The following is a 19,931-nucleotide window of genomic DNA, read 5'->3' as shown; positions in this document are numbered from 1 at the left end:
TAATCTTTATCCTATGAAGCAAAAAATTTATCAGATCGATGCGTTTACTACCACATTATATGGTGGCAATCCTGCAGCGGTTTGTATACTTGAAAAATGGCTAGCAAATGATACCATGCAAAAGATAGCCGCTGAAAATAATTTAGCCGAAACTGCTTTTGCCGTTGCCAAAGATGATCATTATGAGTTACGCTGGTTTACACCAGAAGTTGAAGTTGATCTTTGTGGTCATGCCACGTTGGCAACAGCCTTTGTACTCTACAACTACTATGGTTTCAAAGAAAATACCCTACGGTTTATTTCTCCAAGAAGCGGAGAGTTATTGGTGCAAAAAAACGACTCGGGATTATTAACAATGGACTTCCCTACTGACGTTGTAACTTCTGTTACAGAACAACCAAATATCACGGAAGCAATAGGGAAAAAACCTTTGGAATTTTTTAAAGGAAAGACCGATTACATGCTTATTTATGAAACCCAGGAGGAAATAGAAGCCATGCAACCAAATTTTCATTTGTTGAACGAGTTGGATTGTAGAGGTGTCATTATTACTGCAAAAGGTAACGATGTAGATTTTGTATCACGCTTTTTTGCTCCGCAATGCGGAATTCCAGAAGATCCTGTTACCGGATCTGCACATACCACCTTAACCCCATATTGGTCAGAGAAATTGAACAAGAATATATTAACTGCCAAACAATTGTCTGAGCGTGGCGGCGATATACAATGTGAATATCATGGAGACCGCATAAAAATATCGGGTAACGGGGTTTGTTATTTGGTGGGGGAAATAAACATTTAAACTATTTCCAGGTAATCGTTTTTTTAGATACCTCCTCAAATTGATATTTTAGATGGGCAAATCTAGCCTTTAACAGCACTTTTCTGCCTTTTAAGGTTCTCGTAAAAAGTATTTTAGAGCCATCTACATGTGCATTCCAATGTTTTTGAAAAATCAAAGCTTCGGTTTTGTTTTTAGCCACTTCCTTTGGAACTACGTAGTAATTTCTAATTTTCAACTTTCGCTTCAACCAATTGCTGTTTACCAATAGATATCGTGGATTGTCAATGGGTGCTATAATCTCTTCTAAAAGAGAGATAAATACATTACTATCATGCTGGCTAGCATCTTTTAAATAGATAGAAAAAGTTCCTTTTAAATTCTGTTCGGCATGTATGGTAGCCTTTTTAGATTCAAAGTACGGAGTCTTATCATCTAACAAATACCCCAACACCGCTTTTGCTATTTTCTTTGTTTTCTTGTATTGATTACCAAATAGAAAGTAAAGCTTTAATGCTTTAAATGTTTTTGGTCCAAAACCAAGAAGAAGGGCTGCGCAGAATATATAAAAAACCTGCAAAATGCCTTTGCCCAAAACGGCACCCATATTTTTAATTAAAAATTCAGGAACAAACATAGACACCCCTAATACTACTTCAAGCATCACGTACTTACCTGCATTTAAGGCATGTAATTTTTTTGTTTTGGCAAAAGGCTGATCACCGGCAGATGGTATCTTAAGTTCGCGCACCAAAATGGAACCTTTTTCAATGGCATAATTCCATCTATATACAAAGTCAGATTTCTGTTGTGCCATTTCTAGCATTTCTGCGTTAATCGTTGCTAAATGGGTAGTTTCATTCCATTCTACAGGTAATACCAATCGGTCTATTCCGTTAGAGATATATATTTCATCACGAAGCGATACTCCTGTAAAGGCTTCAAAACGTTGCTGCAATTTTTCCATGTCTTTACCACCATTGGTAGCAGTTGGGTCCAAACAGGCCAAATGCCATATAGTACCTGTTTTATCAGGATTATTTGCATCTACACGAATGGCGCGACCTCGCATTTGATTGGATGAAACAAAAGAACCTACATAAGATGCCAAGATCAAGGTATTAATACAAGGAGCATCCCATCCTTCTCCCAGAAAAGCTTTTGTACCGATCAAGGTTTGTATTGCTCCATCTTGAAATAACTGCGTAATAGACTCTGCTATTTTATGTTTAAGCGTATCGGGCACTTGTATAAAAAGATACCCTACTGCACCCTCAACAACCTGCACTTGCAGCTTTTCAATAGCTAAAAGCGCTTTTAAATTTGGCAAAACAGTTTCATGCAATAGCACCAATGACCCTGTTAACACACCAAGTTGTGCATAATCACTTTGCTTAGCCAAAATGTACTTGAAAATAGGCACTACCCCAAGCTTATTTAAGGCTTTAGTATCGCTTCCTTCAAAATCTAAAAATTCCTTTCGGATAAAATCAGCCAAAATGACCGTTCTAGCAGCATCACCCAAATTGGCATTGGTACTTTTTACAATTTGATAAATACTTTCAAGCTTGCTAGGGCTATTGGATAAGTTTCTATACAAAACCTCATCACCAACAAAATTTACCCGCTTATTTTCGAGAACCCCTATACCCTTTAGTTCCTTTTCCAAAGGCAATAAAATTACTTCAAGAGCACTAAATGCCTCCCGCTGATCCACCAATAAATGCTGTAACAATGCTTCTGACCATTCATAGGTAAAACTGGGAAAGTTTACATTGTTATTAGAAAAACCAAGAATTTTTAAGTTCTGCTCATTTACGGCATAACCGCAAGCATTCAGATAAATAATAACCGAACTAAAAAAGGTTGGGTTTTGATAGATATATTCCAAAGATTCCTTTGGGTGTACATAGAAATCCTGAGTAATCAACGCCTCTTGTAACTCCTTATTTGTAAGAAGTTGATTGGTAAAATTTAAAATTTGCTCACGGTAGTTTACAATGTATTTGATCTGTGCCTCCTCAGGCTTGGAGAAATACACAAAATCTTGATGCGGACAAAGGTCTCCGTTTTTAATAAGATCTGGTACTGCAATTTCATCATCAATAGGACCACATAAACTAAAATAACGATTGATTTCAGTTGTAGAACTATCGTAAGGCGGAGTTGCGGTCAAAGAAACCACCGTTAGGCCTTCTATTTGCTTTAAATGATAAAGGCATTGCCACCATTCATTTTTAAGGTGATGCGCCTCATCTAACACCAAGGTTTTAATGCCATGGGATGTGATAAAATCTAACAGCTGTTGTTTCTCATTTTCATCAAAAGACTTGGTTAAGGCAAATAACGACTGATAAGTTGAAAAAGTAATTAAGCTAGGTTTTTTTAGGTCTAGTGAATACTCATTGAAATCTTTATGAACTGCAAAAAAATCTAGCAACCGAGAACGCCATTGGTTACGTATGGTCAATGTAGGTGCTAAAACCAAAGTTGGTTTACCTATACGAATTAGAATTTCTAAGCCAAGTATGGTTTTGCCCGATCCCGGTGGTGCAACAACATGTAAATGCTCGTCTTTAATATGACTTTGAAAACCATCCAAAAATTTTTGTTGATAGCTACGCCATGTATATTTGAACTTTAAAACTTCACTTAGCTTTTGCAATGAAACGGAGTTGTTTTGATACTTTAGTTAAATACATATAGTTATGAAAATAGTACAATTAATAAGTAAAACCTGTTCTATTAATGATAATTGCCATTAACGAACAGGTTTGCACCTAACTAAATTGAAAAAACTACTCTTCTACCGTTTCTAAATTATCATCAGAATTACGATCGATCAACTTGTTATATGGATCAATACCAGCTTTTAAGGGTTTTTCATCCGTTGTGACAGCAAATGTATTATCACCTGCTGAAAGCCACTTTAATTCAAAATAAAATGGGTTTTTGATAGTTACCCCATCTTCACCTGTAATATCTTCACCAAAGAGCCCAATATCTACTAGGTTCTTCTTATCGTCTATCAGCTTTTCTTTGCCGGTATCATCATAATAAATCTTCTTGGAATTTACCGTAAATGTAGTTTCCCATTTGCCATTGTCCAACTTTTTGGTTTTAGCATCCATCACACGGTTTTCATAAAGAACAATTTCTTTAAAACCATCTTCAACCTTGTATTTTAAGGAATCTGGAGTAACATTATAAATAGCTTTGTAAAAATCTTCAGAAGTTGGATACACCCCTTTCTCAAAATATTTGTACTCATTTAAAAACTTCTTGAGTCCGGTATTTATAACATCCTCACCAATGACATCTTGTAAATCATACATGATCATAGAGCCTTTTTGATACCAAATATGCTGAGCGGTCTCTACATCTATTAATGGGCGTTCAGGTTTAAAGCTAAACGACCTTCTAGTTAAATATATATCCAAAGAGGGTTTTAAGAATGCTTTGATTCCATTTTCTCCATATTCTTGTTTCATGGTCATTAACGAAACATATTCCGCTAAGGTTTCTGAAATAATGTTAGAGCCAGAAGTATTACTAGGCGTTACGATATGCCCCCACCATTGGTGTGCAATTTCGTGAGACGTTGTACTGAAAGCATGATTCAAACTTTCTAAATTAGAATAATCTGCCACAAACCCAAAATCTTCAGAAAAAGGTATAGTAGTCGCAAATGACTGCGCAAAGATGGTATGTGCCGGAAACTCAATAATTCTTACTACGGAATAAGGATATTCATAAAAATTATTGGAATTATAATCTAAAGAAACCTTTACCCCATTGATAAAGTGCTCCAAGTTATTTTTATGCTTTGGAGAATGATAAATCTCAATATTCACTTTTTTACCGCTAGGTGCTATCCAAATATCTTTTTCGATCTCATAATCAGCTGAGACAAAACTGAAAAAATAATCGGACTTCTCTTCCATTTTATAATTATAATAGCTTCTGTCGTCATGATCCCATTTTTCGACCAGAACACCTGGCGCAACCGCTATTTGCCCTTTTGCGGTACTAACTGTAGCTTCAAAGTTCAAAAAGTGACTATCCTCATTAAATCCGTTTTTCCTTAATGCCACACTATCCGTTCTTGGAGGTAAGATAAAATCCAATTCCTCTAAACCATATTTTGTTCGTACTCCATTTTCTATCAGTCTTCTTTCATAATGAAATGAAGGAAATATGCCATCATTAAAAAAAGTTCCATTTCCTAAAATATCGGTTTCTCTGCCCATTGCAAAGCCATGAGTACGTGCATTTGTTTCTATAATTAAGTTAGCTGTATCTTTTGGTTGCAAGGGTTCTGGTAGTTTATACAGGAATAAACGATTAACACTGTCGCTTACCACAGGTTTAATTTCGTTTCCATTATAAATAACATTGGTAATCTTGGTATCTGAAATAGGAAATCTAACCTCCATCATTACCGTATCAATAGGTACTGTAGAAGGATTAATTACGGTAAAATCTCCCTTTGCATCCACCCCACGGGTTTCTGGAAAAATATCCACATTAGCTTTTAAATCTACTATCTCAATGTGCGGCTTATCTATAAACCTAGAATACTTTTTTTCAGCTTCTGCATTAAGTTCTTCCCAATAATCTCCATTTTGTAAATTATTTAAAACTTTAAGGTTATAATAACTGTAAGCCCCTACCGAAGAGAATGCAAAAATAAATAACAATGTATAAGCCAGTGTCTTTCCCTTGAACCTTTCTTTAGCAATTTTAAATCTTTCTTTCATAGAAGAATAGAAGCCTCTATTCCAAAAAGTAACACCAATACACGCTAGAATTCCAGTAAAAAGTATCCAATAAAAACTCAACCAAAATTGCCCTGTTAAATAATGTCCAAATCCGTTTAAATCACTTAAAAAGCTAGATGTTGTATGTCCAAATATCAATAAAGGATTATTACTTCTAAACGCAAGTCCTAAGATTATTGGTAAACCAAAGTATATGATAACAACTAAAAAATGACCTAAAAATTTATTGTTTACCAAAACGTGAATAAAGAATGCCAATAACACGATAGCTACATAGAAAGGAAATGTATCTGTAAGACTATAAGTCAAATACATATCCAACTCAAAATTAAAATAACCGTTACCTATTTGGTATAAAATACCTACAACAATATTTAGCAATGCTAGAACTAAAGCAACCCCTATAAGAGAAACTATTTTTGACAAATAAAGTGTTGAGTTGGTTACAGGTAAGGCATCATAAAACTCAAATGTTTTATTCTTACGCGTTCTATGCACTGCTTCACCAGCATAAATAATTAGAATAACTATAGAAAACATTAATAAAATACTACCAATATTTTCAACCATAAACCTTGTTAATGGCAATGAAGGTGTACCTTCAATCTGATTAACTTGATAAGTTGAAAAAATAGCAGTTATTACGGCAATTACTATTAAAACCAGAAATACAGTCTCTCTGATAACAGATAAAAATTCTATCTTACTTAATGACCACAAGTTCTCTCTTTGTGCTTTTTTACTAAAATTCTGCTGTACGTTTACTATTTCCGACCCTTTATAAACATCATTGTTCTCTCCTTTACTTTTCTTTTTACTAGAAGTCAAAAAGCCTTTGTAGGAAAATTTTAATAGGGTAAATATGAAGATAACCATACCGACACTCAACCATAAAAGCCTATTAAGCATAAACTTACCGGTTAGCGCCAATTGAGTTGTATTTAATTCTGATACCGACCAGTATTTAGTTAAATATCCATAAGCAGATTCACCAAAAGGATCTACGTATACACTTAGCCATTCGGTATCTAATGATACCACTAATTGACCCGCTACCGTAGTTATAATCATAAGTAAAATGCCCCCCAAATACAATATGGACATGCGTTTAAAAAAGGTCATCAATGAAAAGAAGATACTTCCTACTAAAAAAGCATTGAACATTAAAAAATATACAAACGGGAAAAAGTAAGACCAAAAATTAAAATCGGTATAGGTACCGTAATCAGGTCGATCTAAAAGTGCTCCAAGTACATACCCAAACATAGCGCCGAACATGGCAGCCAAATTCATAATTGTCACAATAGCAAAACTGCCAAAAAAACGACCTAGAATATAATTTTTTTCTGATATTGGAAAAGAAAAGTAAGTCTGTGCAGTTTTGTGCTCCTCATCTCTATATACAGGCACACCCATTATAGCAGCATAAAAAAACAATGCCAATACACTTAGCACTCCTAATACACCTACAATGTTATTAGGACTATTGGTAAACTGCGCCGTGTTAGATTTATCAAATACCGCAAGTAAGCAAGGTATTAGAAACATGATAAATATGTAGATATAGGTTACCGGTCGTCTTAGCCTATATTTAAGCTCAAATAAGAATATTTCTTTCATGACTATACGGTTTGTGGTTGGTTAATACTATAGAAATAAAAGTCTTCTAAATTATTGGCTACTAGCTCAAATCCTTCACCAGGCATGCCTTCAGCATAAACATTTACATATAAATTACCCCCGCGCAAATAGTTGGAAAGCACATTATATTCAGATTGGTATATTTCAACTTCCTCTTTAGATATGTTCTTTCTATATACTTTACCGTTCAAGGTGTTTGTAAGCTCCATGGGGTGCCCTTTTACCACTACACTACCCTCATTAAACACAGCCATACTCTCGCAAAGATTAATAACATCATCAACAATATGTGTAGATAAGATAACCACGGCATCCTCCCCAAGCTCACTTAATAAATTATGAAACCGGTTACGCTCTAATGGATCAAGACCAGCCGTAGGCTCATCTACAATAATAAGTTTAGGATTACCGATCAATGCTTGCGCTATACCAAAACGCTGACGCATACCACCTGAGTAATCTCCCAAATTTCGTTTACGGAATTTATAGAGATTTACCTTATTCAATAAATCCGCTACATATGCCTTACGGTCTGTTTTACTTTGAATTCCTTTAATTTTTGCAATATGATTTAGCATCATCTCAGCAGATACCTTTGGGTATACTCCAAAATCTTGTGGCAAATAACCTAAAACTTTTCTAAGTTCATCTGGTTCTGCAAAAACATCAATATCGTTAAATTCAATATGACCTGTATCTGCTTGTTGCAAGGTGGCAATGGTTCTCATTAATGAAGACTTACCAGCACCATTAGGGCCAAGTAAACCGAACATACCGGTACCAATTTCTAGATTAACATTTTTTAAGGCTTTTGTACCATTAGGGTACGTTTTATTCAAATTTGTAATCGAAAGCATAATATATAGTTTGATGGTTAGTGAAAAATCTTTTTATAAGTGTCTTTAATTGTAGAAATGTTACACATTTTGTAGTTTCTTACGTAATTAAACCGTAATTAATACCTTACAAGCAATTAAAAGAATTCCATATGTATCAAAAACAGATAGCCACAGCAAACACAACAACTCAGAAATTAGATAATTAAAGAGTATAAACATAAAGCAGTAGATAAAGTGATATTTTTTGGTAAGTGTTTTAGTTTTAATTAAAGCTATCCAGATATTATTAGCATCTGGATAGCTTTAATCTAATTACTTATAATATTTACAAGCTATTTAAATACGTAACTACCTCGGTAGCTCCTGAAACTTTTGCATAGTCTAAAGCTGTAGCTCCTATTTTAGATTTTCTTGAAATACTTGCCCCCTCTGCAATCAATACTTTAACAATATCTAATTGGTTATAACGAGCGGCATACATTAAAGCGGTCATTTGAGCACCGGTTTTAGATTCTTGCTCTATATTGACACCATAGGCGATAAAACTCTTTACAACGGCTACATCATCTTCAACAATGGCCATAACCATTGGCGATACATTGGTAATACCTGTTCTGTTTATTTTAGCGATTCTATTTCCAGAATCTGTATGGGCACTTACGGTACTGAATACTGAACTAACTAAAATGGCGAATGCGATAACTGATTTTCTCATGATTTAAAATTTAAAGATTAAGATGTTTGTTTTACTAAATTCAAAAATGCCCGAACTGCTATTGAATTGTTAGCTAAATACGATCGTAAAATTTTTAAAGCTGAACGGTAATCTTTTCGTAAAGAAAGGGCGATTTCTCTCTTTAAAACAAGTCATGTTACCCTAAATTTATAAAAATAGGATGCTTGACACAATTTCAAATTATTGATTTTCAGTTGTTTAATTTATTTTGCAGGAAAATAACATCAATTACTATCAACGCTGCATAAAAAGTGGTATTTACCCCTTTTTATTGATATTTTTTATAAAAGTAGAAGGTGACAAACCGGTGCTTTGCTTAAAGTATTTGGAAAATGAATCTGCACTTTTGTATCCTATTTCTTCTGCAATGGCTTTCACAGAATAGGAACGCAATTGCTTGTTTGTTTTCAACTCATTAATGATATAGTCGATTCTTATATCATTAACAAAAGCTGAAAATGTAGTACCCATATTATTGTTAATGATTGTAGAAAGGTAAGAAGTATTGGTTTTTAGTTTCTTTGCCGTATTATACAAGGTTGTCTTTGGTTTTAGAAAAAAACCTTGTTCTTGTAGTTCTTTTATTTGAACGATCAATGCCGCTACCTTTTCATCTTTTATCTCAGTAGTATTGGTGCTAGGTTCAAGAGATGTGCTTAGTGCTGTTTTGTTCTCTGTTCTTTGCATTAAGGTATCAAACCTTTTCTTTTCCCTTTTTTGTTTCCATAGAACAAAACCTATAAAACATATAACAATTGACCCCAAGGCAATCCATAGATAATTTAATGTACTCTTATAATCATTGGCTGCATTGGCGTTCTCTATTTGAATACGCTGCTTGTCAATATCATAAAGATTATCTAGCGAATTAAATTTAAACGAATTATAGGTTTCTAGAGCTTTATAATACTTCTGCTCATATTCTTTTCTTAAATCATCTTCGCCCTTCTTTTTATAAATATCAATATATAATTTATAGAAATCTGGGGAAATATATTTTTGTTCCTTTAAAAAAATTGGTCGATTCCTAATCAAATTTAAATTGTTCAATGCGCTATCTACTTGACCTAAAGCTAAATGAGCCTTACTCTTTTTAATAAGTGTCGGAGAATCATATTCTTTGAGCCTGCCAAAATACCAATTACTATAAACTCTATACTTGTTAATAGCATTAGAATAATCTCTTTCATTAAAACTTATATTAGCTTCATTCTTTATTAGAAAATAATGTTCCGCAGAAGTTTCAGGATAATCTTTAATAGTTTGTTTGTACAAGTCTCTATAATAATATGTGGAGTCTTTAATTCCCAGCTCATTATATAAATTTGACATATCTAAAAACTGATTATAGTACACCGGATTCCATCTTTTTCTTAAAAAGTCTCCCTTTGTTTTTACAATCTTAAGATTTATATCTATTGCATCCCGGTATTTACCAATTAGCTCATAAAACCATGCCATTTCTATTTCAGATAGAATAGCCAAATACTTATAATTACTATCATTAATCAATTGGGCCAGCGACTTAAATAGTTCAAAAGATTTATCGTATTCATAATTCTGTCCATATGCACTAGCCAAATAAAAATCAGAAAGTACCACTTCGTACGCAAAGTCATTTTCTTTAGCCATTTTATGTGCTATATGGCAGTTCTTGATAGCTTCATCATACAAACCTTCTGATATTTGAAAATCAACTAAAACAAGATATATAGCTACTTGCTCTTTGATATTATAGGCATTAATATTCTTTTGTATTTTATATAAGCCAGATAATGTTTGCTCACTTGTCTCATAAGGTTCATTATAGAATTTTTGAAGATTAGTTATTAAACTATCTGATATACCCTCCAAATCTTGTTCAGTTTGTGCTTTCCCTAAAAAACAACAGAGCAGTAAAAAAATAGAGATGGACTTAAAGTTCATTCTTAACAAAAAAAAATGATTACAGGTTTGAAAACTCATTTAACGATCTTTATTCAATTTTTTAATATAAGATGATGGTGACAAACCAGTGCTTTGCTTAAAGTATTTGGAAAATGAATCGGCACTTTTATACCCAATCTCTTCTGCAATTGCTTTCACTGAATACGAACGCAATTGCTTGTTTGGTTTCAACTCATTAATGATATAATCCATTCTTATATCATTCACAAAAGCTGAAAATGTAGTCCCCATATTATTGTTAATTACGGTAGACAGGTAAGATGTATTTGTTTTTAATTTCTTTGCAGTATTATATAAGGTTGTCTTTTGTTTTAGAAAAAAGCCTTGTTCTTGTAGTTCTTTAATTTGATGAACCAATGCCGCTACCTTTTCATCTTTTATTTCAGTAGTATTGATACTAGGTTCAAGTGAAGTGTTAAGGGGGGGGTTATTCTCTGTTCTTTGCATTAATGCTTCAAACTTTTTCTTTTCTCTTCTTTGTTTAATTGTAAAAACTACTATAAAAACAATACACAAAGTACCTAAGGCAAATAATAAATAATTTATATATAACTGTAATTTAGACTTTTGACCTTTTTCATTTATTTCAGTCTCTTTAGTCTTTAACTTGTATAATTCATCAACTTTATTGAAAGCAAACTTGTTATACCTTTCTTGCGCTTGATCGTATTTCTCTAAATAATTACTAGCTACCTGAAGTTCCCCCTGTTTTAAATAGATATCATAATAAATTCTATAAAAATCTGGATCCAGATAAGCCTCCATTCTGGTAAAATTATCCATATCCTTAATTTCCTGGAGTACAACTGAAGCACTATCCAATTGTTCTATTTCAACATATGACCTGCTTTTTCTAATCAAAACTTCTCCGTCTTTTACATCAAAATCAGCACTTAGCAATTGTTCATATATCTCATATTCTCGTATTGCCTCTTTATAATTCTTATCATAAAAAGCTAGATTACCCCTATATTTTGGTAAAAAGTCTTCTACGAGTGTGGGTTTATACCTATCACTCAATCTTTGATACTTATTGAAATATATTTGCGCAGAATCCTTTTTCCCAAAAAAATTATATAAATCAGCAATATTTAAGGCAACCTTTTGCCAATGCGCAATGTTGATTGAATCTTTAGCTAGTTCAAATGATTTAACATACAATCTTAATGCCTGGTCTTTTCTACCAATTAACGAGTTTAAATGTGCAAAATCGCCCAGTGTTCCCCATTTAAAAAAATGCTTGTCTGAAGTGCTTATATATTCATCTGCAACAATGAGATTAGTATATATTTGAAATGCATTCTCATAATTATAGGTTTCCACATAAGCCTTAGCAAGTATCCAATTTGCATGTAGATAAAGGCTATCTTCATCTTTACCTTCGATTAAGGAGATTGCTTTCTTTAAATTTTCTATGCATGTACTTACATCGCCATTAAAAAGCATCACATTACTAGTAACTACATAAATTCTAGCTTTAACTGCATCATCACTATACTTATCTACCTCAGACAGAAGCTTCTTTGATGCTACAATACTTTCCTTATAATCAGTTTCACTCAATTCATAAATTAAATCTATTTTTTTATCGAGTTCACGACCATTAATTTGAGAATTAATACTGTTAGCTATTAAAAAAATGATCAGAAAAGACACGTGAAATCTACTAAACACAGGAATTTTTAAAAATTTTAAATACAATATAACTAAGAATAAGAATTCGGCTACAAATTATAGCTTTAATTTGAAAATAGCGCCTTTTAATAGGCATCTCTTATTTGTATGAATGAAGTTCAATGGCACTTTCTATTGGGAGCAAAAAACTGAAACAACCTATTTCTTTTATGACAGCTAATATTGAAACATCTTCAATTGTCCTTACTTTACACGTTAATATTTAAAGCATCAGTAACTGGCAACCCATAAAAATAAGTAATAACCACTGTAGCTATTCTTCAAATTCCCCTATTTTTGTAAAACTTCAAGAGATGCACGTTTTATGGCATAACAATAAGGCTTTAAAGCGATTGAGCGTTTGAATATAAATATTCGAATATGGCAAAAAAAGGCAAGGCCAAAAACACGTTGAACAAAGCAAAGCATGCCAAGCTCATGGATAGAAAGAAGAACAAATTGAAGAAGGAAGCTGCGCTTAGAAAAGAACGGTTAAAGAGCATTATTAAAAAAAGTCAAGAATCTAAAAAATAAAAGGAAACAAAAAATAGGATTATGTACCCACTTATACGCCCCAGAAGATTAAGAAGTTCAGAAGCTGTACGCAGTTTGGTTCGTGAAACCATTATTTCACCCAACGATTTTTTAGTACCGTTATTTGTAGTGGAGGGTAAGGGAATTAAGGAAGAAATACCTTCTATGCCCAATTATTACCGACTTAGTTTAGATAATTTGACCAAAGAAGTGAAAGAGCTTTGGAAAATGGGTTTACATTCGGTGCTATTATTTGTTAAAGTTCCAGATAACTTAAAGGATAACAAAGGTTCTGAGGCCTTAAATGAAAACGGATTAATGCAATTGGCGATCAAAACCGTAAAAAATGCATGTCCTGAAATGTTGGTGATGACAGATGTTGCCCTGGATCCCTACTCCTCTTACGGTCATGATGGTATTGTAGCCGATGGCGAAATATTGAACGACGAAAGTATTGAGGTCTTGACCGAAATGAGCGTATCCCATGCCAAGGCAGGTGCAGATTTTGTTGCCCCTAGTGATATGATGGACGGTCGTATTCTAAGCATTCGTGAAGCATTGGAAGACGAAGGTTACTTAAATACCGGTATTATGGCCTACAGCGCTAAATATGCCAGTGCTTTTTACGGTCCGTTTAGGGATGCCTTGGATTCCGCTCCCGTAGATATTAAAAATGTACCTAAGGATAAAAAGACCTATCAAATGGATTATGCGAATCGATTTGAAGCCATTCGAGAAACGCAGTTGGATATTGATGAAGGTGCAGATATTGTGATGGTAAAACCAGGATTGTGCTATTTGGATATTGTTCGTGAAATTAAAAATGAGGTTGATGTTCCCGTTGCCGTTTACCAAGTTTCCGGTGAATATGCTATGGTAAAGGCAGCCGCAGAAAAAGGATGGTTAGATCATGATGCCGTAATGATGGAACAATTGACCGCAATTAAAAGAGCGGGCGCCAATATCATAGCTAGTTACTTTGCCAAAGATGCCGTTAAATTGTTAGGTTAAAAAACGGTTTACATGCGTAATTATTTATATATACTTTTCGGTTTATTTTACGCTGTTGGCTTTGCACAGGTAGAGCGCACTACACCGTTGTTGCTTCCGGTGGGTTCTAGTTTACAAGAATCCTCCTTGAAGGCCTACGCATTGGATTCTGCCTATGTATATCGTAAGGTAGATAGTATTATAACGAATGGTATAAAGAATAACGCTTTCCCCGGTGCACAAGTTTTAGTGGCTAAAGAAGGAAATATCATTTTTCACCATGCCTATGGCTATCATACTTATGACAGCATTCAGCCTGTTGCATTGGATGATATTTACGATCTAGCATCGGTCACCAAAATATTAGGTCCCTTACCTGCCATCATGAAATTGGTAGATGAAGGCAAGTTGGATTTAGATGAGCCTTTTAGCACCTATTGGAAACCTTGGAAAAGGCATAAGGACAAAAGAAACATAACGCTACGGGAGATTTTGGCGCATCAAGCAGGGTTAGCACCTTACATTGTATTTTTAAGCAAGACCTTAAAAAATAACGGTCGGTTTAAAAATAGGTTCCTTCGTAATAAAGCAAATCGCCACTTCAGCAATCGGGCTTTTGAAGACATCTATGTTAAAAATAGATTTAACCGAAAAATGTATCGCATCATCAATCGTTCTGAAGTAGCTGCTGACAAAAAATATAAATATTCCGGTTTATCATTTCTCATTTTTCCAGAACTGATCGCTCAACTAACGGGCATGCCCTACGATCAATATTTGGAGGAGCAATTTTATAAACCACTTGGTATGAAAACCTTCGGGTTCTTACCCAGCACTAAGAATTTTAGCAACAACATTGTACCTACTGAAATAGATACCCTGTACAGACATACCTTAACTCAAGGTTGGGTGCATGATGAAAATGCATCGCTCCTGGGCGGTATTTCAGGGAATGCCGGTCTATTTGGCACAGCGCAAGATTTAGCGATCATTATGCAAATGTATGTACAGGGCGGCCTTTTCAATGGCAAGCAGTACCTCTCCAAGAACACCGTGCAAGAATTTACAAGTGTACAATATCCTGCAAATGATAATAGGCGAGGTTTAGGTTTTGACAAACCCTATTTAAAAAATGATCAGTTTACCTTGGCAAATGCCTATCCGGCACCAGAAGTGAGTGCCACCAGTTTTGGTCATAGCGGCTTTACCGGCACTTTTGTTTGGGCGGACCCGGAACATCAATTAGTATATATTTTTCTATCGAACAGGGTATTTCCAACCCGTGAAAACCGTAATATTTACGACCTAAATATACGCCCGGCCATTCAACAAATATTTTATAGCGCATTTGATAGATCAAAACAGCACGATCATTAGTATATTTATCAATATCTTAGATTTCTAAAACAACCCTATGGGCTTACTTATATTTTACGCATTCATATCCATTTTCTTCTCGTTCCTGTGTTCTATTCTAGAAGCAGTATTACTGAGTATTACCCCAACGTTCATCAATGTAAAAATGAAGGAGGGCAAAAGCTATGCAACAACGCTAGAGGCATTAAAAAAAGATGTGGATCAACCCTTGATCGCTATTTTGACCATCAATACCATTGCCCACACCGTAGGTGCAATTTTGGTAGGTGTACAGGCAAAAGCGGCGTATGCGGAGCTGTACGGTAGTGAAACCAGTTCTATTTTTGGCATAGAATTTACTGAGGATGTTATGGTAGGTGTAGTATCTACCATCATGACCATACTTATTCTTGTGGCTTCTGAAATAATACCGAAGACCATTGGGGCAACCTACTGGAAACAATTGGCGAATTTTTCTACCAAGGCCTTGAACATTATGGTGCTGGGGCTTAAATATACCGGTCTACTTTGGTTGTTGCGCCTGTTTACCAAAATGGTAGGCGGTGGCAATCACCATGGTAGTGTATTGAGTCGCGAAGATTTCCATGCCATGACAGATATGGCGCATGAAGAGGGTGTGTTTGAAAAATCGGAATCAACCATCATCAAAAACCTTTTGAAATTCGATGAAGTATTGGTAAAGGATATTATGACACCACGTGCCGTAATGAAAATTGCATCCGATGAAAAGACCATTGCAGATTTCTTTGAGGACAACCCAAAACTACGCTTCTCTAGAATACCCGTGTATACGGACAAAATAGATAACATTACCGGTTTTGTTCTAAAGGACAACGTTCTTGAAGAGATGATCAATAAAAACGGTGACATTCCTTTAAAGGAGATCAAACGAGAAATCCTGGTTACACGTAGAAGCACACCGATCCCTACTTTGTTTGAGATATTCATTCAAAAACGCGAAGCTATTGCCCTTGTAGTGGATGAATATGGCTCCGTAAGTGGTTTGGTCACAATGGAGGATGTTATAGAAACCCTACTTGGACTTGAAATCATGGACGAGAGTGACAATATTGCCGATTTGCAGAGTCTTGCCCGAAAAAACTGGGAAACACGTGCAAAAGCCACGGGAGTAATTGAAAAACCCACATCGCCGGACGAATAATTGGGAACATGGAGGATATTGCGTACATAAAAACCCCTTTAGGCGTTGCCAAAATTGTTGGCGATGCGGAAGGAGTGTCCGCCATTACCGTACTCAACTCCGATGAACCTTTAACCGATGTGATACCGGAATCCTTAGAAGATGCCGTATACCAACTCAACGAATATTTTGAGGGAGCAAGAACCGAGTTCAATTTAACCTTGAACCCCGTAGGTACCGAATTTCAAAAAAAGGTTTGGGCAGCATTACAGAACATACCCTACGGGAAATCAAAATCCTATTTAGAATTGGCAAAGGCGTTGGGAGATCCCAATGCCACCCGTGCCGCAGCATCTGCAAATGCCAGAAATCCGTTATGGATCGTAGTGCCCTGCCACCGAGTGATCGGTACAGATGGTTCACTTACCGGTTACGCCGGCGGACTACACAGAAAACAGTGGTTATTGAACCACGAAAGCCCCGTAAAACAGCAAAGTTTGTTTTAAACACGCTTCTAAAACCCTACAAAAAACAAACTGCTTGGTTGGTAACGCGACCATATTCCCCTTTAAACGAAACAGTAGGTGCATTTGGTCGATACTATTACCATGGCTATCGTACAATATGAACATCACCATTCATTTTTTACTCTATAAAACAGACCAGTGGGTCGGTTGGGTGATTTTGCACCCGTTTTATAGCTACCTCTTTAAAATCATTAAAAAGTAGTACCATTATGGTTTCCCGTAATGGAGATTTAGGTGATTATTGTAGGTTTATTCTTTAATACTATATTAGTGAACAGAAAAACAATTGTACATATACCGCTATATTGGAGAATATGTGCAATTGTGTACATACACAATAGTTACCTGCCATATAACTACAAATGAAAATTACTACTTTAACATTAGGTTTTTTACTTTTAACTAACTTCTCTTTCTCTCAAATTAAGAAAAAGGAATTGAGTGGAATATGGAAAACGAATAGCGAATTATATTCTAAAACCGACACGATTAAATTTTATCCAAATATTAAAGATTGCTACCAAACTCACTGGACTATTGAAAAAAGAAAATTCAAGACGAATGAATTAAACATTTGTACAGAACCACCTCGAATAAGCGGAATTGTCGGAAAAGAAAAAATAAAATTAAGGAAAAGAGATTTCGGGCAAATAATTGAATACTACCAAAACGGAATTCTTACTGACAAATTCAGAATAATAGAACTGAAAAAAACTGATTCACAAGGATTAAAATTAATGAGTTTTGACAAACTGTCCGAACAAAAAGTATATAAATATGTTGACTCGTTAGTTTTCAATGTTCTGAATTACAATCCAGATAGTACAGAGAACAATTATGGAGTAAAAATTTCGGACTCTAATCCGAATGTGAAAATAAAAATACGAGATGGTGGAATTGGAAATCCAGAACCTCTTATTGTTGTGAATGGGAGACCTTTACAAAACAGAGAACCATTAAAAGAATTGTTGTTAGTGGAAACTTATGCTATTAAATATTTGACCAAAGAAGAATCTGCAAGTATTTATGGTTCGAGAGCTATAAATGGAGTTGTACTTTTATTGACATTTGAAAAAAGATTTAAGAAAATATGGAAAAAATACGGCAGGTAACACCGTGTATAATTAATGGCTGGTTCACGCCTACTTACGAAAATCCTCGCGGATTTTCTATTCCGTAATTATTTGCTAAATTAGGTTCTTAAACACGCCACTAATCATACACAATCACGTTGTACACAATGCAGAGAATACTCAGGTAACTGAACAAAATTTAAATTTATGACATCAACATTTACTGACTTTTCTGCGAAAGAACCATCATTAGGCTACTTTTATCAAATCAAATATGCTTTATTAATTTTATTAACACACTCGAAGGAACTTGATAATCCAAAAGTTAGAATTGAAAACTTGGACGATATTGAAATTGAAGATATTAACACTTTACAGCTCTTACAAACTAAATTACATATCAAGAATAAAGCAAACCTTACAGATGCAAGCGTAGATTTTTGGAAAACTATTCGAATATGGTCTGAGTACATAAATAATGGAACGATAGATTTGGACTCAACAATTTTCAATCTAATAACAACAGAAGAGATTCCAGACACAAGTGTACTTCATAAGTTCAAAAAAAACATAACTTTAGATAGTGAAGTTTTAAAAGTAATTAGTGCTCTAGATAAAATAGCAATTGAGTCCACAAATAAAACTAATGAAAAGGCTTACTTGGCTTATCAAAAACTATCTATAGAAAATAAAAAAAATCTAATTAAGCGTATTCGTATTTTAGATAATTCAATTGGCATCACTGAAATTAATGATAAAATCAAAAAGGAGTTGATTTTTTCTACTTATCCAAATACTATAGATGCATTTCTTGAAATTTTAGAAGGTTGGTGGTTTAGGAAATCCATTGATAATTTGACTTTAAATATTGATTCTATTAGTTCAAGTGAATTACAACTTAAAATAGCAAATATTAGTGATTCTTTTCAAGCAGACAACCTACCTAATCATTTTCCTGTTCAGTTAGAAATAACTGATGAAGACGTAGAAAATTTGAAAGAAAGAAACTTTTTAAAACAACTAGAATTAATTAAAATAAAATCTAATTCAAAAATTTTAAAACTCGCAATAAGTGATTTTAGAAGAGCATTCGAACAACGCTCAAAATGGTTACGACTTCATCTATTAAATCCAGACGAAGAAGAAGAATATGATTTAAAATTACACGATTATTGGAAAAACATATTCGACATTATGAGTGACGAAGCAGAAGATAAATCCTTAGATGAACTAACAGATTTAGGAAAAGGTTTCTATTTGGAACAGTTTGCGAAAACTTGTCCTCAAATTAAAATAAGAGAAAAATTTAATCAAGATTATTTAACTAGAGGAAGTTACCAAATACTTGCTGACTCTAAAAAAATAGGTTGGCATCCAAACTTTAAAGACGAAATATGAACATAAGTTGGACAGAGCGAAACACTATAGTTGCAAATCTATTTAATCCTGCTTTTTGTGGAGAAATAATCAGGGTTTGTGCTAAAGAATATAATAAACATACGAACACAAAATTCCCTTATGCATATGCGTTTATAATTTTGCCAATAGTTTTACACAAAGCAACCAGAGAACGTATGCCAAGGTCAGTCAGAACATATTTCTTTGTTTGGGTTGAGAAAAATGATGATTTATTTTTTGATTTTGCAAAACGCACAAAAAGTATGGTAAAATATACCAAAGAAGCTTTGTCTTTTCTTTTAGCTCATAACAAGATAGAGTTCAATGATAATGCTGAAATCGTTGCAAGTGATGAAAGAGTTAAAAAAATAAATAAAGAAGATTATCAAGAATATAATGAAATATTAAAAAAAGCAGAGATGCTTGGAAAGTGGCTCTCTTCAACTAGTGATGTTAAGTCAATTTATTCATTTTTAAGAATCACGCCATAAA

At 34.2% G+C, this 19,931-nt stretch carries 15 protein-coding genes; 9 read left to right on the top strand and 6 right to left on the bottom strand.

What is annotated here, in order from left to right:
• Positions 1–13: 13 nt before the first annotated feature.
• Positions 14–802 carry a PhzF family phenazine biosynthesis protein gene (locus tag YQ22_RS08985; RefSeq protein ID WP_071340921.1) on the top strand — a complete coding sequence of 263 codons (789 nt, stop codon included), beginning with the start codon at positions 14–16 and terminating at the stop codon, positions 800–802.
• A gap of 1 nt (position 803) precedes the next feature.
• Here YQ22_RS08985 and YQ22_RS08980 read toward each other — a convergent pair whose 3' ends face one another.
• The 6 genes from YQ22_RS08980 to YQ22_RS08955 form a co-directional block, all read right to left on the bottom strand.
• Positions 804–3,446 carry a DEAD/DEAH box helicase family protein gene (locus YQ22_RS08980; protein WP_071340920.1) on the bottom strand — a complete coding sequence of 881 codons (2,643 nt, stop codon included), beginning with the start codon at positions 3,444–3,446 and terminating at the stop codon, positions 804–806.
• A gap of 133 nt (positions 3,447–3,579) precedes the next feature.
• Complete coding sequence (locus tag YQ22_RS08975; protein ID WP_071340919.1) at positions 3,580–7,182, bottom strand: ABC transporter permease/M1 family aminopeptidase; 3,603 nt, start codon at positions 7,180–7,182, stop codon at positions 3,580–3,582.
• A 2-nt stretch (positions 7,183–7,184) separates the two neighbouring features.
• Positions 7,185–8,060 carry an ABC transporter ATP-binding protein gene (locus YQ22_RS08970; RefSeq protein ID WP_071340918.1) on the bottom strand — a complete coding sequence of 292 codons (876 nt, stop codon included), beginning with the start codon at positions 8,058–8,060 and terminating at the stop codon, positions 7,185–7,187.
• Between the two features lie 307 nt (positions 8,061–8,367).
• A complete protein-coding gene (locus tag YQ22_RS08965; protein WP_071340917.1) occupies positions 8,368–8,757 on the bottom strand; it encodes an ankyrin repeat domain-containing protein in 390 nt (129 codons plus the stop codon).
• Positions 8,758–9,036: 279 nt separating this feature from the next.
• Entirely contained in the window at positions 9,037–10,632 is a 1,596-nt protein-coding gene (locus tag YQ22_RS08960) for a helix-turn-helix domain-containing protein (protein WP_198033527.1), read from the bottom strand.
• 111 nt (positions 10,633–10,743) lie between these two features.
• Positions 10,744–12,399: a helix-turn-helix domain-containing protein gene (locus tag YQ22_RS08955; RefSeq protein WP_156894550.1), complete on the bottom strand. Its 1,656-nt coding sequence runs from the start codon at positions 12,397–12,399 to the stop codon at positions 10,744–10,746.
• A 381-nt stretch (positions 12,400–12,780) separates the two neighbouring features.
• Here YQ22_RS08955 and YQ22_RS19190 point away from each other — a divergent pair, with 381 nt between their 5' ends.
• The 8 genes from YQ22_RS19190 (at position 12,781) to YQ22_RS08920 (ending at position 19,930) form a co-directional block, all read left to right on the top strand.
• Positions 12,781–12,933, top strand: a complete 153-nt coding sequence (locus tag YQ22_RS19190; protein ID WP_167342549.1) for a hypothetical protein — start codon at positions 12,781–12,783, stop codon at positions 12,931–12,933.
• Between the two features lie 21 nt (positions 12,934–12,954).
• On the top strand, positions 12,955–13,944 hold the full coding sequence (gene hemB / locus YQ22_RS08950) for a porphobilinogen synthase (RefSeq protein ID WP_071340914.1): 990 nt from the start codon (positions 12,955–12,957) through the stop codon (positions 13,942–13,944).
• Positions 13,945–13,956: 12 nt separating this feature from the next.
• Entirely contained in the window at positions 13,957–15,300 is a 1,344-nt protein-coding gene (locus YQ22_RS08945) for a serine hydrolase domain-containing protein (RefSeq protein ID WP_071340913.1), read from the top strand.
• Between the two features lie 37 nt (positions 15,301–15,337).
• The gene (locus YQ22_RS08940; protein ID WP_058104446.1) at positions 15,338–16,462 is read left to right on the top strand and encodes a CNNM domain-containing protein; all 1,125 of its coding nucleotides are present in this window, start codon (positions 15,338–15,340) and stop codon (positions 16,460–16,462) included.
• A gap of 8 nt (positions 16,463–16,470) precedes the next feature.
• Entirely contained in the window at positions 16,471–16,947 is a 477-nt protein-coding gene (locus YQ22_RS08935) for a methylated-DNA--[protein]-cysteine S-methyltransferase (protein WP_071340912.1), read from the top strand.
• 383 nt (positions 16,948–17,330) lie between these two features.
• The gene (locus tag YQ22_RS08930) at positions 17,331–18,080 is read left to right on the top strand and encodes a Plug domain-containing protein (protein ID WP_071340911.1); all 750 of its coding nucleotides are present in this window, start codon (positions 17,331–17,333) and stop codon (positions 18,078–18,080) included.
• Between the two features lie 168 nt (positions 18,081–18,248).
• Positions 18,249–19,439, top strand: a complete 1,191-nt coding sequence (locus YQ22_RS08925; RefSeq protein ID WP_071340910.1) for an ABC-three component system protein — start codon at positions 18,249–18,251, stop codon at positions 19,437–19,439.
• Entirely contained in the window at positions 19,436–19,930 is a 495-nt protein-coding gene (locus YQ22_RS08920; protein ID WP_071340909.1) for a three component ABC system middle component, read from the top strand. The genes YQ22_RS08925 and YQ22_RS08920 overlap by 4 nt, the downstream gene beginning before the upstream one ends.
• Position 19,931: the final 1 nt, after the last annotated feature.

The organism is Maribacter sp. 1_2014MBL_MicDiv (genome assembly GCF_001865655.1).
Taxonomy (GTDB): domain Bacteria; phylum Bacteroidota; class Bacteroidia; order Flavobacteriales; family Flavobacteriaceae; genus Maribacter; species Maribacter dokdonensis.
The sequence above is the reverse complement of the archived record's forward strand: the minus strand, read 5'-3'. Positions and strand labels throughout refer to the sequence as shown.

Coding starts and splice junctions, on each gene's coding strand:
- YQ22_RS08985 (WP_071340921.1), top strand. CDS start 14: ATGAAGCAAAAAATTTATCAGATCGATGCGTTTACTACCACATTATAT.
- YQ22_RS08940 (WP_058104446.1), top strand. CDS start 15,338: ATGGGCTTACTTATATTTTACGCATTCATATCCATTTTCTTCTCGTTC.
- YQ22_RS08965 (WP_071340917.1), bottom strand. CDS start 8,757: ATGAGAAAATCAGTTATCGCATTCGCCATTTTAGTTAGTTCAGTATTC.
- YQ22_RS08925 (WP_071340910.1), top strand. CDS start 18,249: ATGACATCAACATTTACTGACTTTTCTGCGAAAGAACCATCATTAGGC.
- YQ22_RS08975 (WP_071340919.1), bottom strand. CDS start 7,182: ATGAAAGAAATATTCTTATTTGAGCTTAAATATAGGCTAAGACGACCG.
- hemB (WP_071340914.1), top strand. CDS start 12,955: ATGTACCCACTTATACGCCCCAGAAGATTAAGAAGTTCAGAAGCTGTA.
- YQ22_RS08930 (WP_071340911.1), top strand. CDS start 17,331: ATGAAAATTACTACTTTAACATTAGGTTTTTTACTTTTAACTAACTTC.
- YQ22_RS19190 (WP_167342549.1), top strand. CDS start 12,781: ATGGCAAAAAAAGGCAAGGCCAAAAACACGTTGAACAAAGCAAAGCAT.
- YQ22_RS08920 (WP_071340909.1), top strand. CDS start 19,436: ATGAACATAAGTTGGACAGAGCGAAACACTATAGTTGCAAATCTATTT.
- YQ22_RS08945 (WP_071340913.1), top strand. CDS start 13,957: ATGCGTAATTATTTATATATACTTTTCGGTTTATTTTACGCTGTTGGC.
- YQ22_RS08935 (WP_071340912.1), top strand. CDS start 16,471: ATGGAGGATATTGCGTACATAAAAACCCCTTTAGGCGTTGCCAAAATT.
- YQ22_RS08970 (WP_071340918.1), bottom strand. CDS start 8,060: ATGCTTTCGATTACAAATTTGAATAAAACGTACCCTAATGGTACAAAA.